This is a genomic window from Peribacillus sp. NPDC046944 (assembly GCF_050272735.1).
In the GTDB taxonomy this organism is placed as follows: domain Bacteria; phylum Bacillota; class Bacilli; order Bacillales; family DSM-1321; genus Peribacillus.
Map to the genome: position 1 here is coordinate 113501 of NZ_JBNNML010000008.1, position 16208 is coordinate 129708.

A 16208-nucleotide genomic window follows, 5' to 3' on the forward strand; every position below is an offset into this window, starting at 1 on the left:
TTCGTTTTGAACAGTTGATGTTTTTCACCAGACTTACAAATCTGAAAAAAGGGAGGAATAAGATGATGGATTTTACATTTACGGAAGAACAAGAGTATTTTCGAAAAATGTTGAAGGAATTCGCAAAAGAAGAATTGTTACCACACTATACTAAGTGGGACCGAGAAGAAGTCACGCCAAGGCATTTGTGGAAGAAGCTTGGTGAATTAGGGGTAAATGGTTTACGTATACCCATTGAGTACGGGGGTAGCGGAGCTGACTGCGTCACCACCGGGATTGCTGCTGAAGAGATAGGGCGTGGGGATTTCAATCTAACCTATGCAGTCATGCTGAATGCATTGATTGGCGAAATTATAACCAATCATGCTAGAGAAGAATTGAAAAACGAATGGTTACCCAAGATTGCAAGTGGGGAGAAGATTGTTGGCATTGCCATTACGGAGCCTTCAGCAGGTACAGATGCCGGGGGAATCAAAACAACAGCAGTACATAATGGAAATGTATATGTCCTTAATGGTGAAAAGTCGGGAATAAGTGTAGCGACTTGTGCAGATGCTTTCGTTTTATTCGCCAAGACAGAACCTGATTTGGGGAATCGAGGGATAAGTGCATTCATTGTTCCATCCGATCTTCCTGGAGTGGAATGCAAAGGGTACAAAGATATGGGGAATATACCAATTGGCAGGGGCTCCATTTATTTGAACGATGTTGAAGTTCCAGAGGAGTATATGATTGGACTTCAAAATAAAGGTTTTTCCCAAGTGATGAATGGGTTTGATCTAAGTCGTTTATTAATTGGGCTGCAATGTGTAGGGGCTGCTTCGCAAAGTCTCGATGAGACGATTGAACACGTTAAAGTAAGACAATCTTTTGGTAAACCATTGGCGACATATCAAGGTGTTTCATTCCCCATCGTGACTCATTTTACCCAATTGGAATTGGTGAAATGGCAGGCTTATCGTGGACTTTGGCTTCGTGATCAAGGTTTGAAACATAGTAAAGAATCCGCTTCAGTAAAGTGGTTAGGCCCCAAATATAGTGTGGAAGCCATTCATGAGTGCCTATTGTTGAATGGGCACTATGCTTATACGAAGGAAATGCCCTTAGAACAACGTATGCGGGATGTGATTGGATTAGAGATTGGTGATGGAACTGCACAAGCCAATATGATGGTCATTGCAAAAGACATTATCGGAAAAGAATTCCGGTCTTATTAGGATAGTGGACGAAGGAATGGATCATTTAAATCGCTATTTTATCGGTCAAATCGCCAGAGTGCAAAAAACCTTTACAGAAGATGATGTGACAGGGTGGAGCTCTCTGACACATGATTACAATGATGTGTATGGTCTTGATATTTCTAAAAGGGATGGAAGGCCCTCGATGGTCCCAGGAATTTTAAGCGAGGGGCTCATCACGGAGGCAATCAGTAAGGAATTACCTGAAGGACCATGTGTCATCATTCAAAAAGAACTGGTGTTCATTCAACCGGTACAAATGGATAGCACGATTACTGCCGAGATAGAGATCATTGATGTCGATGTACAGCGACATTGGATAACGATGAAAGTGAGATGTATGAATGAACAGCGTATTGACGTCATTCAAGGGAAAATCATGATAAAGCTATTAAGTGAGGGAGGAATTAAACGATGGAATTAACTGATGTTTTATATGAAAAAATGGAGGGCATAGCAAAAGTTACGATTAACCGTCCTAAAGTCTACAATGCTTTTCGTGCAAGAACGATCCAGGAACTAATCTGGGCTTTCCGTGACGCATGGGATGATAACAGAATTGGGGCAGTAATTTTGACGGGGACCGGTGAAAAGGCGTTTTGTGTCGGTGGTGATCAAAAAGAAAAAGGAGAAGAAGGAGGGTATGATCATTCCGGTGGCTTAGGAGGTGGGATGGGATTAGAAATTGAAACCCTGCACCAAACCATTCGTAACATCCCAAAGCCTGTCATCGCGGCAGTGAATGGATATGCCATTGGAGGGGGGCATGTTCTACACGTCATCTGTGACTTGACAATTGCATCAGAAACGGCAAAATTCGGGCAAAGTGGCCCAAAAGTAGGGAGTTATGATGCAGGATTTGGTTCTGCGTATCTTGCCAGGATAGTCGGTGAAAAGAAAGCGAGGGAAATCTGGTATTTGTGTGAACAATATTCCGCACAGGAGTCAAAAGAGATGGGACTTGTGAATAAAATCGTCCCTGCAGATCAGTTGCAACATGCGGCAAAAGAATGGGCGATGAAGATTCTTGAGAAGAGTCCGACTGCATTGAAAATGCTTAAGTATTCCTTTAATGCCGATAGTGCAAACATCCAAGGGATATCCCAGTTATCGATGGGTAGTTTAGCGATGTTTTATAACACACCAGAATCAGAAGAAGGAAAAAATGCTTTTCTAGAAAAAAGGCCAGTGGATTTTAAACAATTCAGAAGATGATAAAGGGGATGAACTCTATTGAAATTCGATACGATTTTGAGTCAGGAATATGTGGAAAAATACCAATCTATTTGGCCAAATCGAACGATTCTGGATTATTTACATGATGTAATAGAGAACAATCCGGAGAAGACGGCAATCATTGATAAAAAAAGCCGTTATACGTATAAGGAGTTGGGAAAGCTAGTCGATCGGGTCGCTTTAGGTCTCATTCATATAGGAATGGGAAAGGGAGACGTCATCTCTTTTCAACTACCAAATTGGAATGAATTCATTATTCTCCATTATGCCGTCACTCGGATAGGGGCGATAAGCAATCCCTTGATTCCCATTTATCGTGATAGGGAAATTGGATTCATGGTGGAGATGGCGGAATCTAAGATGATTGTGGTTCCGGATCGTTTCCGTGACTACTATTATCCAGACATGATTGAGAGGCTAGCTCATCGGTGGCCTTCATTAGAGCATGTTTTTGTGGTCGGTGAAGAAGTACCGAATGGAATGAAAGCGTTCTCTTCCCTGCTTGAGGAACCATGGGAAGAGCGGATGGATGTTTCCATTCTAGATGCCATCAAGCATGATCCGAACGATATTACAGAAATCATCTTCACCTCGGGAACGACCGGGAGTCCAAAAGGGGTCATGCATACACATAATACGCTTTGTGTATCAACAAATTATTGGATTGACCATCTGCGTTTAACATCAGATGACGTGCTCTTCATGGCATCCACCTTTGCCCATCAAACGGGATTTGGGTATGGTGTGCGGTTACCTACCCATTTTGGAGGTACTGGTGTCTATCAAGACATTTGGAACCCGAATGAGTTTATTGAGTGGATCGAGAAGGAGAAGATAACGTTTACTGCGGGTGCAACACCCTTCCTGCAAGATACCGTTCAATTGGAAGGGATAGAAAGGGGTCATATTCAATCACTTCGAGCCTTTGTAGCTTTAGGGGCCCCAATTCCTAGACAGCTTGTGAGAGAAGCGAAAGAAAAAGTCCCATTCAAAATACTGTCGGGGTGGGGACAAACGGAAAATGGCTTAGTGACATTGACAAGACTTGATGATTCGGAAGAAAAGTTAACGAGTACGGATGGAGCCCCTTTTCCTAATATGGAGCTCAAGATAATCGATTTTAAAGGAGAAAGTTGTCCTCCTAATGTAGAAGGTGATTTACTCGCAAGAGGCCCTGCGATGTTTGTCGGGTATCTCAAACGAATGGAAGACACTATAGCGGAACATAAGAATGGTTGGTTCATTACCGGGGACCGGGCGGTAATGGACGAGGATGGATATATCCGAATTTCCGGTAGAAATAAAGACATCATCATTCGAGGCGGAGAAAATATCCCGGTTGCATATGTAGAAAACGTATTATACGAACATCCCGATGTTTCAACCGTACAGGTTATTGCTGTACCTGATACACGCCTTCAGGAAAAAGCATGCGCTTGTATCAGCATGAAACCAGGGAAGGTTCCCATTACAATGGATTCAATGAAGGAATTTCTCTCGAAGAAAGGCTTAGCTAAACAATATTGGCCAGAACAGCTCGAAATTTTGACGGAATTTCCACGTACCCCAAGCGGGAAAATTCAGAAGTTTCGTCTGAGGGAAATGATAAATGAAAAGATTGGAGACAACATTTATGGCCAGGGTAAATGATCGATTAAAAGATAATGAGAAATTGGAGGGATTGATATGACTAAACGAGTCGCTTTTATCACGGGGGCAGGAAGTGGCATTGGCAGAGAAATCGCAAAAAAACTGGCTTCAAGAAATATGAGAGTGATTGTGGCAGATATCAATAGTCAGAATGCGGATGAAACGGTTACTTTAATTGAGCAGGAGGGGAATGAAGCTAAATCCGTTTATTGTGATGTAACGAATTTGGATAGTGTAAAAAAAGCTGTGGAAGATTCGGTGGGCCATTATAAAAAGATTGATGTATTGGTCAATAACGCAGGGTGGGACAAGGTAGAACCGTTCTTAAAAAGTGATCCAAGCACGTGGAAAAGACTCATCGATATTAATTTACTCGGCCAAATTCATACGTGTAAGGAAATTTTACCGCTTATGATAGAAAATAATTATGGGAAAGTAGTCAATATTGCTTCAGATGCTGCAAGGGTCGGCTCTAGCGGGGAAGCGGTCTATTCCGCAGCAAAGGGTGGTGTCATTGCTTTCACGAAGACAATTGCAAGAGAAATGGCCCGTTATAAGCTTAACATCAATTGCATTGCCCCAGGACCAGCGGACACTCCATTATTTCAAGAGATTGGTTCGTACAATGAAGGGATCACAGGGGCCTTGGTAAAGGCGATACCATTCCGTCGTTTGGCTCAACCGGAGGATATTGCGGGTGCTGTTGCGTATTTTGTTTCGGATGAAGCGGGATACGTCACAGGGCAAACCCTATCTGTCAATGGAGGATTAACGATGGCTTAACAAGCCCAATGAGTAAGGGTTTTCCTTGTAGAGTTGAATGACCTGTAAAGAATGCATGTTTCATAGAATGGAAGGAAACTAGATAGGGAATGACTTATGAAGGGAGTGGATTTTTTTGGATTTTGAATTTTCAGACGATGTTACCTTGTTAAAACAGGGTATCCGAGAGTTTATTGATAATGAGGTAGAGCCACATGCTATGTTAATTGAAGAAAGTGATGAAATTCCAGAAAGCATTTTACGGAAATCCAAAGAAATTGGTCTATTTGGTCTTAGTATTCCTGAGTCATATGGTGGACTGGGAATTGATATGGTGGGAAAATGTGCCATTCTGGAAGAGCTGGGGAGAACGCATAACGGCTATACCACTGTCATTGGCGGACATACGGGGATCGGTGGCGTCGGAATAGTAGAGATGGGAAACGATGCACAGAAACGAAAATATCTTCCCGATATGGCATCGGGTGAAAGAATCGGGGCTTTTGCTTTAACTGAACCCAGCGCAGGATCGCATGCTACCAATCTTAAAACGACCGCGATTAAAAGAGGTGATAAGTATATCTTGAATGGGAGCAAGCATTATATTACCAATGCGCCTATTGCGGACATTTTTACAGTCATGGCAGTTACGGACCCATCAAAAGGGGCAAAGGGCATCACTTCCTTTATTGTCGAAAAAGATTTTCCTGGATTCCACATAGGAAAAATCGAGAAGAAAATGGGTCTTCATGGATCGCATTCTTCAGAGGTTTTCTTCGAAGATTGTGAAGTACCTGTTGAAAATGTTTTGGGTGATGAGGGGCAAGGGTATGTTAATGCATTGAAAATTTTAGCAAATGGACGTGCGGGAATGGCAGCAAGAAACTTAGGTTCGTGTGATAAGTTACTCGAGATGTCGATTGAATTTGCTCATATGCGAATTCAATTCGACAAGCCAATCTTTGAGCAGCAAGTCATTCAACATTACTTGGCCGAGATGGCATTGGATACGGAAGCTCTTCGTTCAATGACCTATCGTGTAGCGTGGATGGTAGATCAAAAAATGAACATTATTAAAGAAGCGGCCATGGTTAAATTATTAGGGTCGGAAACGTATAATCGGGTGGCAGACAAAGCTCTCCAAATACATGGAGGGATTGGCTATATATCTGAATATCCAATCGAACGTTTTTATCGGGATGCACGCATTACCAGGATTTATGAAGGGACTTCTGAAATTCAAAAAAATATCATAGCGGCACAGCTGCATAAGCAATACCAAAGAAAATCAGGGAGTCAAAGGATAGGGGTATAGAGCTATGGATCTTAACCTTATGGGGAGAAATGTTTTAATAACGGGTGCAGCCAAAGGGATAGGTAAGGAAATTGCTTTAGCAGCGGCAAGAGCTGGCGCCAATATTGCACTCCACTACCATGAATCTCAGAAAGAGGCAGCAGAAACAGCAGAAAACATTAAAAAATATGGAGTGAAACTTGTACTTGTACAGGCTGACCTTTCCAGGTTAGAAGAAGTCCAAGAAATGAAAGTGGTCACTAAACGTGAACTGGGAACCATTGATGGTGTCATTAATAATGCAGGATGGACACAATTTAAATCATTTTTTAAATATGAACCGGGTGAATGGAAAAAGGAAGTGGAGGTTTGTTTTTATGGAGTCCTTCATTTGGCACATGCATTTATGCCGGATATGATGGAGAACAATCAGGGCAAATTCATTAATATCGTGGGAGATTCCGCCCGGACTGGTGATAAGAACCTAATCATATCAGGTGCAGCGAGAAGTGGGACTATCTCTTTTCTAAAATCCCTATCCCAAGAAGTAGGGAAGAGCAATGTTCAGTGCAATACCATTTCACTAGGATTAATCGATCAAGGTCAATCATTTGATACCGTCATGTTAGAAAAGCTAATCAAGCAATACCCGATGGGACGATTAGGAAAGGTGGATGACGTGATTGGAATTACCCTCTTTTTGTTGTCCAATTGGTCTGATTGGATAACCGGTCAGGTTATTCCTGTAAACGGAGGACATAGTATGATCGGTTAGAAAATATGCGGGTAACTCTGTATCTTTTAAAGGTGTTCATAAAAAGCAGGCTTCATCATTTTACTAGGGAAAAGAAAAGCTGTCGAGATTTTCTCGACAGCCTGACGAACTTGCTGGCATAGAAGTTCGTTTTTCTATTTAATGGAGTTATGATCCTGTTATTGTTACATGCTTTTAACTAGTAAATAAATAAAATAAGGTGCTCCCAAAATGGAGACAACGATACCTACTGGAAGTTCCATAGGGGCCAGGATGACTCTGCCTATCGTATCAGCGGATAACAGAAGAAGACCGCCCAATGCTGCCGTCATTGGCAGTAATCTCGTATGCCTTGGTCCCACTAATTTTCGGGCTATGTGTGGAGCAATCAAGCCTAAGAAAGTAATACCGCCACCAACGGATACACACGCGCCTGCTAAGGCCACTGAAATAAGCAATAATAGTCTGCGTTCTTTTTCGATAGGGAGACCAACCCCTATGGCAATTTGGTCACCTAATCCCATAACATCAAGTATTCTTGATTTATAGAAGGTTATCGGAATAAGGATGAGCAACCATGGTAATAAAGCCCAAACAAATGTCCAGTTCGTCCCCCAAATGGTCCCTGCCAGCCAAACGATGGTCTTCATGAAATCATTTGGCTCCATTTTCATTTGAAAAATGACCAAGCCTGCCCCAAATGCTGCATTTATACCGATACCGACCAACAATAACCTTACAGGTGTCACTCTTCCATTTTTCCACGATAGTACATAGATTAAGAAAGCGGCAAGAAATGCACCAAGTAAAGCGGTGAAAGGCATGATGAATATGGATGCCCAGCCCGTTAAGTAAGTAGTTCCCCGAAAGAAGAACATATACAATACAACGGCAAACCCTGCGCCTGAATTGATTCCGATAATCCCGGGGTCTGCTAAGGGATTTTGGGAAAGTCCTTGTAAAATGGCCCCTGAAATGGCAATTCCCATTCCGACAAGTATTGCCATGACTATACGCGGCAAACGAAATTCAAAAATGGTTAACTCGTTCTGAGGGGTGCCATCGCCCAATAGAGTTTTGATAACATCCCCTAAAGGAATTTTTATGTAGCCTGCATTAATGCTGATGAAAAAAACAAGTACGATTAAAAGGATGCTTGTAATAAGCAAAGACTTAATGTGCTTCCCCTTATTGTACATTACATTCCGCTCCCTTCTTTACGAGCTAAATATAGGAAGAAAGGGACACCTATGATGGCCGTTATGGCTCCAACAGGTGTTTCAAACGGCGGGTTAACCAAGCGTCCTAAGATATCCGAAATTAGCAATAAGGTTCCGCCCAAAACAGCAGAGCAAGGAATGATCAAACGATAATCATTTCCTACTAAAAATCGCACAATATGCGGGATGACCAATCCAATAAAGCCGATCATTCCGGCAATCGATACTGCTGCACCTGTTAATAATAACACCACGATCGTACCAATGAACTTTATCAGGGGAATGTTTTGCCCAAGCCCTCGTGCCACTTCCTCACCCAGGCTAAGGATGGATATGGAACGTGAAAGGAATAAAGCCAACAAAAGCCCTCCCAGAATAAAGGGTAGAGCAAATGAAATGTGCTGTGGTTGGACGCTCGAGATACTCCCTACAAACCAAAAGCTAATATCCTTTGAGACGTTAAATTTGATACCAATCGCTGTGGAAAGGGAACTTAGTAAGGAAGCAATGGCCGAACCGGCCAACGCCAACTTGACTGGAGTACTTCCACCTCTGGAAAGCGATGTGATTCCGAAGACAATGGCAGCACCCAATCCTGCACCGGCAAAAGAAAACATCATTAAACCTATATAGGTCATGCCAGGGAGAAAAGCGAGGGCAATCGCTATTAAAAAGGAAGATCCTGCTGTTACTCCCATAATGGAAGGATCGGCCAATGGGTTTCTTGTCATACCCTGCATAATGGCTCCAGATACGGCTAGGGCAGCTCCTACGCATACTGCAGCAATGGCCCGGGGAAATCTTAATTCTCTAATGATGACATGAGATGAATTATTCTGATCAAATTCAAATAAGGCATTAAACACATCGCGATAGTTTAAATCTGCAGCTCCAAAATTAACGGACAAGATAATGGAAATGACCATACCAGCCAAACCTACAAGTAAGATAACCATACTCACAAAGAGGTTCTTATTCGTATGAAGCGATGTGGTGTGTTCCTTTAGTTTTGAATCCATATTAACAACTACTCTCTAAAAAAATGATTGACAATATTACCTTTCTATAATTAAATTAGTTGATAACAATTATCATTACCAAACAAATAATAGTCTATCATATCTCTAGGGGGATTCAAATGTATAATGTCATGAGTAAGAAAAAAATCATTCAATTACTAGGTGCCGGCCTATTAGCAATATCTTTAGCTGCATGTGGTGACGATGATGCAACTAAAGACGATGTTTCAACAAGTCAAACTGATGAAACATCAAGTAAAGAAGCAGTTAAATCAAAAACACTGACGGATGCCATGGGAAATGAAGTGGTCATTCCAGCTAATCCAAAACGTATCATCGCTTCATATCTTGAAGATAATTTGGTGGCCCTCGGTATCAAGCCAGCCGCTCAATGGAGTGTAAGTGATGGAGCAGAAGTTCAAGGATATCTACAAAGTGAACTAGAGGACGTTCCAACCATTCCATATGATCTTCCATTTGAATCCGTGCAAAAAGTGGAACCGGATTTAATCATTATGGATTCTGCCACAATGGTTGAAGGCGGTAAATATGACCAATATAATAAAATTGCACCTACATATGTAATCGGAAACGAAGTTAATAATGACTGGCGCGATGAATTGAAACGCGTCGGTGAAGTATTCGGCAAAGAGGACGAAGCCAAAAAGGTTTTGACGGATTATGATAAAAAAGCAAAAGAAGCAAAGGGAACCCTTGAGGAAAAAGTGGGGAATCCTTCTGTAGCTGCAGTTTGGTTAGTTGGCGGGAAATTCTTCATTGTCAGCGATAACCTTTCAAGTGGAGCTGTCATGTACGGTGACTTAGGGTTAAAAGAACCGGATGTTGTGAAGGAAATCTCCGCTAACGCAACTGGGAACTGGAGTGAAATTTCTTTAGAGAAACTAGTTGAGTTGGATGCTGAACACCTATTTTTGATCAATAGTGATGATTCCTCTGGTTCAAAAGCTTTAAGCGATACGTTATGGAAAAGCGTACCTGCTGTCAAGGCTGGGAATGTTCATGAGTTCTCTCCTAATGAAAGCTGGTTGTATACAGGTGCCATTGCTAACGGGCAAATCATTGATAATATTTTAAAAAGTTTAGTAAAATAGTATAGTGTAATAAAGGCTATCACTTTTGCGAGGATAGCCTTTATTTTTTGCGGAAGTGTGTAATTGCTCTTCCTGTTTTTGTGAGTGAATATCTACTGAAAGAAGGTCATGATATGGGCCACTTATTAACAAAAGATTTGTATGTAGGCTACCAAGACCACATCATCGTCGATAATATGAATCTTCAATTCAAGAGTAACGAAATCACTACTATAATTGGGCCGAATGGATGCGGAAAATCTACATTGCTTAAGGCCATCACTAGAATCATTCCTCATATGAGAGGAAGTGTGTTGCTAGATGGTCAGTCGATAGCAAAGGAAAATACTAAGGAATTGGCAAGGAAAATGGCCATCCTGCCGCAAACCCAAGATGCTCCTGTTGGTTTAACTGTCCAGGAGCTCGTTTCTTACGGGCGTTTTCCATACCAGAAAGGGTTTGGTAAATTATCTTTAAGAGATTATGAAATAATAGATTGGGCCCTGGAGGCCACGAATACGGCAGAATTCAAATTTCGCCCCGTCGATTCTCTTTCAGGTGGACAGAGGCAACGTGTCTGGATTGCGATGGCGCTAGCTCAGGAAACGGAAATCATCTTTTTGGATGAGCCGACAACATATTTGGATATGGCACATCAACTTGAGGTACTCGAGCTGTTGAAAGATTTGAATGAAAAACAAAATCGGACGATTATAATGGTACTGCACGATCTAAACCATGCCTCGCGATTTTCACACAACATGATTGCATTAAAAGATGGTGTCCTTGTAAAAGAAGGGCTGAGTGAAGAAGTGATGAAAAAAGAAATACTGAAAGAAGTTTTCAATATTGATGCGGAAATCGTAGAGGATCCTCGTACAGGAAAACCATTATGCATGACGTATGATTTAATTCGTGATAAATGAGGTGAGAGCATGTTTTTGGTCATCAAGCGCTTTTTTGCTTATTATAAACCCTATAAAGGACTATTCATCATTGACTTTTCAAGTGCCGTTTTCATCGCCCTTTTGGAATTGATATTCCCTTTGGCCGTAAACCAGGTTATTGATGAATTACTACCGAGCAATAACTGGAGGATCATCATCCTATCTTGTGTAGGGCTCCTTGGTATCTACTTGTTGAGTACAGGGTTGCACTATGTCGTAACATATTACGGACATAAACTTGGAATTAATATCGAAACGGACCTTCGGAAAAATTTATTTTCAAAACTTCAAAAACAATCTTTCACATTTTTTGATAATAATAAAACGGGTCATTTAGTTTCAAGGATGACGAGTGATTTAATGGATATAGGAGAAGTTGCCCATCATGGTCCTGAAGATTTATTCATTGCATTTATGACCATTTTTGGTGCATTCTTCGTCATGTTTCAAATCAATTGGCAGCTAGCGGTCATCGTATTTGCCGTTGTTCCTTTTTTAATCGTTTTGTCGGTATACTTCAGCCGTAAGATGACTAAGGCGTTCCATTCCATGTTTGGTAACATTGCAAATTACAATGCCCGTATTGAAAATAATATTAGTGGCATCCGTGTTGTTCAGTCTTTCACCAAGGAATCTCACGAAATAGAGTTATTTAACCGCTCAAACTCAGAATTCCGTCATACCAAATTGTTAGCCTATAAAATCATGTCATGGAGTACATCGATAAATTTCCTTCTGATGAAATTGGTCGCCCTGACAGTATTGGGCTGCGGTGCGTGGTATGTGATTCACGGGAAAATGACGTACGGTGAATTTGTAGCCTTTATTATGTTATCCAATATTTTCGTAGCGCCGATTCAACAAATAAGCGCCATTATTGAAACGTTACCAAAGGGGTATGCAGGGTTCAAGAGGTACCTCGAATTGGTTGATATGCTGCCGGATATCCAAGACAGGGATGGGGCAGTAACCATCGAGGGGGTTAAAGGTGATGTGACATTTGAAAATGTTTCTTTTGGGTATGACTCAAATAGAAACATCCTAAACGATATTACCTTCAGTGTGCCAGCTGGGGAGACGATTGCCATGGTAGGACCATCTGGTGGTGGAAAGACCACGATAAGCAGTTTATTGCCTCGCTTCTATGATATTCAATCAGGTAGCATAAAAATTGATGGCATGGATATCAGGGATTTCACATTAAGTTCTTTACGAAAGCATATCGGAATCGTACAGCAAGATGTATTCCTTTTTGAAGGAACGATTCGTGAGAACATCATGTATGGGAACACGAATGCTACAGACAAACAATTGAACAAGGCAATCGAGGATGCTCAATTAATGAGTGTGATTGATAATTTGCCTGAGGGGTTGGATACGCTAATCGGGGAGCGCGGTGTGAAATTGTCAGGTGGGCAAAAGCAAAGGGTTTCAATCGCCCGTATCTTCCTGAAAAATCCTCCCATTTTAATACTTGATGAAGCCACCTCGGCATTGGATACCGAAACAGAGAAGGCCGTTCAAGAGGCGTTGGAGCGTCTTTCTATAAATCGAACGACCATTATCATTGCACATAGGCTAGCGACGATTAAGCATGCTGATCGGATAATCGTCGTCCAAAACGGCCAAATAAAAGAACAAGGAACTCATGAAAAATTAATTCATCACGAAGGAGCATATAAGAAATTGATTCTTGCTCAAACCGTATAATATAGCGCTCTAAAAAAGGGTTCACCAGGATATTGGTGAATCCTTTTTTTGATTGCAAAGAAAAAGCATTTTGTAGTAGAACATTTAAATGGGAATCACTTTGATTCCTATTGAATATGCGGATTATTGAAAATAAACAGAAATTAAGGTTGTAATTTTGAATGCAGTATAATAAAATAACTTAAAACCAACTAAACTAATTGGAATATTTATATATTTTAGGAGGATAGCTCTTGCAACAGCAAATCATTGAAGTAACCAATGTAAATAAATCGTTTTTAACTGGTAAACAAACAATTCATGTTCTTGATCAAGTCTCTTTCCATGTGGAAAAAGGGGAAATCGTCACGTTACTCGGAAAAAGCGGATGTGGAAAAAGTACACTTCTCAATATGGTTGGAGGCTTTGAAAAGCCGGATGAAGGTAGCGTGATTCTAGATGGTAAATCTATAAATCGCCCAACTAAAAAGTGTGTCATGCTGTTTCAACAAATCAATCTCCTTCCGTGGCGTTCGGTTCTGAAAAATGTGGAGCTCGGTCTTACCGGAGAAAAGCTATCTAATGAGGAAAAAAATGAACGGGTGATGGAAGCATTGAAGTTAGTAGGGCTTGAAGCACATCTGCATCAGTTTCCACATCAATTATCTGGCGGGATGCAACAGCGTGTTGCGATTGCACGTGCACTTGCCATTGCACCTGATGTCATTTTAATGGATGAGCCTTTCGCGGCACTGGACACATTCAACCGGTATCATTTACAAGACGAACTTCTTCGAATACAAGAAAAGAAGAAGACGACGATTTTACTTGTTACTCATGATATAGATGAAGCTGTCTATTTGTCGGACAGAATATTGATCATGGAGTCACACCCAGGGAGAATATTTAAAGATATTCCTATTAAGCTTGTAAAACCACGTGATCGGGCACATGGGGATTTTCATTATTATCGAAAGAAGATTCTAGAAGAATTCAAGTTGAGTGGTAATCAATTCGTTCCGGAGTATAACATCTGAGAGGGAGTGGGGTTTTGAGCAAGAAAAGGTGGGGTGCTTCGATACTAATGGCTTTCATTTTGCTGTTTACGACTTCATGTGCACAGCCTACACAGCAACCAGAAGGCAAACCAACTATTAAAATTGGCTATCTTCCCATTACTCATGCTGGTGTTCTCTATATGGATAACCACCTGTATGGTGGGGAGTTTGCAGAGTACAATATCGAGCTTGTTAAGTTCAGCTCCTGGCCCGATTTAATGGATGCCTTAAATACGGGTCGGGTGGAAGGTGCCTCTGTTTTAGTGGAGCTAGCTATGAAGGCGAAAGTGAAAGGTATTGATTTAAAAGCTGTTGCACTCGGTCATAAAGATGGGAATGTTATCATTTCATCGAAGGAGATTGAAAGTACAAAAGATTTAATAGGTAAAACATTTGCGATTCCTCATAAATACTCGACTCAGAATATTTTGTTGAATAAAATGCTTAAAAAAGAAGGATTGAACTATGAGGATGTGGACGTTGTCGAGATGCCTCCTGCTGAGATGCCGGCAGCACTGTCCGAAAATCGAATTTCGGGTTATGCAGTAGCCGAGCCGTTTGGAGCGATGGCCGTTCAACTTGATAAAGGGAAAGTGCTACACCAATCGGATGAAATATGGCCTAATTCGTATTGTTGTGTACTTGTTTTGAGGAATGACTTTATTCAATCCAACCAAACCGCCACCCAATCACTGGTGACACAATACGTAAAAACCAGTGAACAGGCAGAACATAAAGATAAAGATTTATTTAATTCATTTGATCAATATATGAAGGTAGAGAAAGAAGTACTCGACTTATCACTTGAATGGATATCATTTGATGGATTACGCATTGAAAAAGATGAATACAATAAGCTCCGCAATTCAGTGATCGAGATGGATTTATTTGAAAACCCGCCATCTTTTGAAGAATTCGTGGACAATACATATATTGATAAAGCGATGTGATTATGATGATGGAACTATTAAAAAAACTAATGAATTTTTTTATCGGAATGGTTGTATTAGTTCTACTATGGCAATTGATCATTTGGATAGGGGGGTATGAAGAAGCCCTCTTACCTACACCTTTAAGTGTTGGTAAAGCGATCGTTGCTCTCATAGTTAATGGAACGTTATTTGTCCACCTAAAAGTGAGCCTCGGGAGGTTTATTGCAGGTTATTTATTGGCGGTCATTCCAGCGGTTCTTTTAGGAATGTTCCTAGGTAGATCTCCTCGTCTCTGGAATATAGTGGATCCCATCGTACAAGTGCTGAGGCCGGTTTCACCGGTAGCCTGGTCCCCATTTATCGTCCTATGGTTTGGCATCGGAAACATGCCAGCAATTGCGATCATTTTCATAGCAGCGTTTTATCCTGTACTATTAACGACTGTAGCGGGGGTCAAGAAAATTGATCGTTCTTATTTGAAAATCGCGGAAAACCTAGAAATCAAGAAGCTGCAATTAATGATGAAGATTATTTTTCCAGCGGCTTTTCCTTCCGTCGTGAGTGGTCTTCACCTTGCGCTTGGTACGGCCTGGATTTTCTTGGTTGCAGGTGAAATGGTAGGTGCCCAATCAGGTCTTGGTTATTTAATCGTGGATGCAAGGAATACATTAAATCTTGATTATGTATTGGCTGGAATTGTCTTCATCGGTGTTTGCGGCTTTCTATTGGATCGATTGATTGGTTTGTTTGAGCGCTGGGTAGGCAAGCACTGGGGAAGCTTTTCAAATTAAACAGTGATTATAGTTCAAAAACTGAAAGAAACGCTAGCCCAGTGCTAAGCCTTTCTTTCAGTTTTTTCGTCTATGATATTCTTAGTGATGGTGCTGCTCAATCTTTTCCTTTTCGTCATACGTACCTAAAGTTGTAGCTACTGTGGATACGCCTAGTATTAATACAGCCAACGACACGGTCACAATAATTGTGGAAGGAATGGCTTTCCTGAAAATGGGGTATTCTTCTTTATTCCATAGCCCGATTGCCATGATTACGCTCGCAATATAGATTGTTGTAAAAAATACAATACTTAGTTCTAGATAATTTGTTGTCATAAAGCTAAGCATTGCTCCCATCATCGCTCCCATAAATAGTGCCCCTAGGCTTTCGATGAATATTTTTACAGGCAACTTATAGGTTAATGCTATAACTAAAACCAAGCTTCCTATCATAGCGATTATGGTGGATAGCACCATGTCTGGAATCCATATAGCTACTAAAATTCCGATAATTGTACTCATGGTCATTGTCACAAACATAGCTA

16 protein-coding genes are annotated in these 16208 nt (G+C 41.1%); 13 read left to right on the forward strand and 3 right to left on the reverse strand.

What is annotated here, in order from left to right:
- Positions 1-65: 65 nt before the first annotated feature.
- From ACQKIC_RS15540 to ACQKIC_RS15570, 7 genes are all read left to right on the forward strand, one after another.
- A complete protein-coding gene (locus tag ACQKIC_RS15540; protein ID WP_427668689.1) occupies positions 66-1217 on the forward strand; it encodes an acyl-CoA dehydrogenase family protein in 1152 nt (383 codons plus the stop codon).
- Positions 1177-1662 (forward strand): hypothetical protein, encoded by a 486-nt coding sequence (locus ACQKIC_RS15545; protein ID WP_427668691.1) that lies wholly within the window; start codon positions 1177-1179, stop codon positions 1660-1662. Before ACQKIC_RS15540 ends, ACQKIC_RS15545 begins: the two co-directional genes overlap by 41 nt.
- Positions 1653-2453, forward strand: a complete 801-nt coding sequence (gene menB / locus ACQKIC_RS15550; RefSeq protein ID WP_402989529.1) for a 1,4-dihydroxy-2-naphthoyl-CoA synthase — start codon at positions 1653-1655, stop codon at positions 2451-2453. The genes ACQKIC_RS15545 and menB overlap by 10 nt, the downstream gene beginning before the upstream one ends.
- A gap of 18 nt (positions 2454-2471) precedes the next feature.
- The gene (locus ACQKIC_RS15555; RefSeq protein WP_427591872.1) at positions 2472-4124 is read left to right on the forward strand and encodes an AMP-binding protein; all 1653 of its coding nucleotides are present in this window, start codon (positions 2472-2474) and stop codon (positions 4122-4124) included.
- 36 nt (positions 4125-4160) lie between these two features.
- Complete coding sequence (locus ACQKIC_RS15560; protein WP_407408726.1) at positions 4161-4907, forward strand: SDR family NAD(P)-dependent oxidoreductase; 747 nt, start codon at positions 4161-4163, stop codon at positions 4905-4907.
- A gap of 115 nt (positions 4908-5022) precedes the next feature.
- A complete protein-coding gene (locus ACQKIC_RS15565) occupies positions 5023-6201 on the forward strand; it encodes an acyl-CoA dehydrogenase family protein (protein ID WP_427591873.1) in 1179 nt (392 codons plus the stop codon).
- 4 nt (positions 6202-6205) lie between these two features.
- Entirely contained in the window at positions 6206-6955 is a 750-nt protein-coding gene (locus ACQKIC_RS15570; protein WP_427591874.1) for an SDR family NAD(P)-dependent oxidoreductase, read from the forward strand.
- 164 nt (positions 6956-7119) lie between these two features.
- Here the strand turns inward: ACQKIC_RS15570 and ACQKIC_RS15575 are convergent, their stop codons facing one another.
- Positions 7120-8133: a FecCD family ABC transporter permease gene (locus ACQKIC_RS15575; protein WP_427591875.1), complete on the reverse strand. Its 1014-nt coding sequence runs from the start codon at positions 8131-8133 to the stop codon at positions 7120-7122.
- Positions 8133-9173: a FecCD family ABC transporter permease gene (locus ACQKIC_RS15580; RefSeq protein WP_427591876.1), complete on the reverse strand. Its 1041-nt coding sequence runs from the start codon at positions 9171-9173 to the stop codon at positions 8133-8135. Before ACQKIC_RS15580 ends, ACQKIC_RS15575 begins: the two co-directional genes overlap by 1 nt.
- Before the next feature lie 119 nt (positions 9174-9292).
- On the opposite strand from ACQKIC_RS15580, the gene ACQKIC_RS15585 reads away from it, so the two are divergent.
- From ACQKIC_RS15585 to ACQKIC_RS15610, 6 genes are all read left to right on the forward strand, one after another.
- Positions 9293-10285, forward strand: a complete 993-nt coding sequence (locus tag ACQKIC_RS15585; RefSeq protein WP_427591877.1) for an ABC transporter substrate-binding protein — start codon at positions 9293-9295, stop codon at positions 10283-10285.
- A gap of 113 nt (positions 10286-10398) precedes the next feature.
- On the forward strand, positions 10399-11190 hold the full coding sequence (locus ACQKIC_RS15590) for an ABC transporter ATP-binding protein (protein WP_427591878.1): 792 nt from the start codon (positions 10399-10401) through the stop codon (positions 11188-11190).
- Between the two features lie 9 nt (positions 11191-11199).
- Entirely contained in the window at positions 11200-12921 is a 1722-nt protein-coding gene (locus tag ACQKIC_RS15595; RefSeq protein WP_427591879.1) for an ABC transporter ATP-binding protein, read from the forward strand.
- Between the two features lie 233 nt (positions 12922-13154).
- Positions 13155-13937, forward strand: coding sequence for an ABC transporter ATP-binding protein (locus ACQKIC_RS15600; RefSeq protein ID WP_427591880.1), 783 nt, complete (start codon positions 13155-13157; stop codon positions 13935-13937).
- A gap of 47 nt (positions 13938-13984) precedes the next feature.
- Positions 13985-14908: an ABC transporter substrate-binding protein gene (locus tag ACQKIC_RS15605; RefSeq protein ID WP_402959206.1), complete on the forward strand. Its 924-nt coding sequence runs from the start codon at positions 13985-13987 to the stop codon at positions 14906-14908.
- Between the two features lie 8 nt (positions 14909-14916).
- Complete coding sequence (locus ACQKIC_RS15610; protein WP_402989806.1) at positions 14917-15681, forward strand: ABC transporter permease; 765 nt, start codon at positions 14917-14919, stop codon at positions 15679-15681.
- Positions 15682-15762: 81 nt separating this feature from the next.
- On the opposite strand, the gene ACQKIC_RS15615 is transcribed toward ACQKIC_RS15610, so the two are convergent.
- Entirely contained in the window at positions 15763-16185 is a 423-nt protein-coding gene (locus ACQKIC_RS15615; protein ID WP_402959136.1) for a hypothetical protein, read from the reverse strand.
- Positions 16186-16208: the final 23 nt, after the last annotated feature.

Bases quoted from the DNA above. Each gene is read 5' to 3' on its own strand.
- ACQKIC_RS15575 (WP_427591875.1), bottom strand. From the start codon at position 8,133: ATGTACAATAAGGGGAAGCACATTAAGTCTTTGCTTATTACAAGCATC.
- ACQKIC_RS15595 (WP_427591879.1), top strand. From the start codon at position 11,200: ATGTTTTTGGTCATCAAGCGCTTTTTTGCTTATTATAAACCCTATAAA.
- ACQKIC_RS15580 (WP_427591876.1), bottom strand. From the start codon at position 9,173: ATGGATTCAAAACTAAAGGAACACACCACATCGCTTCATACGAATAAG.
- ACQKIC_RS15605 (WP_402959206.1), top strand. From the start codon at position 13,985: ATGGCTTTCATTTTGCTGTTTACGACTTCATGTGCACAGCCTACACAG.
- ACQKIC_RS15590 (WP_427591878.1), top strand. From the start codon at position 10,399: ATGGGCCACTTATTAACAAAAGATTTGTATGTAGGCTACCAAGACCAC.
- ACQKIC_RS15560 (WP_407408726.1), top strand. From the start codon at position 4,161: ATGACTAAACGAGTCGCTTTTATCACGGGGGCAGGAAGTGGCATTGGC.
- menB (WP_402989529.1), top strand. From the start codon at position 1,653: ATGGAATTAACTGATGTTTTATATGAAAAAATGGAGGGCATAGCAAAA.
- ACQKIC_RS15540 (WP_427668689.1), top strand. From the start codon at position 66: ATGGATTTTACATTTACGGAAGAACAAGAGTATTTTCGAAAAATGTTG.
- ACQKIC_RS15570 (WP_427591874.1), top strand. From the start codon at position 6,206: ATGGATCTTAACCTTATGGGGAGAAATGTTTTAATAACGGGTGCAGCC.
- ACQKIC_RS15610 (WP_402989806.1), top strand. From the start codon at position 14,917: ATGGAACTATTAAAAAAACTAATGAATTTTTTTATCGGAATGGTTGTA.
- ACQKIC_RS15585 (WP_427591877.1), top strand. From the start codon at position 9,293: ATGTATAATGTCATGAGTAAGAAAAAAATCATTCAATTACTAGGTGCC.
- ACQKIC_RS15615 (WP_402959136.1), bottom strand. From the start codon at position 16,185: ATGAGTACAATTATCGGAATTTTAGTAGCTATATGGATTCCAGACATG.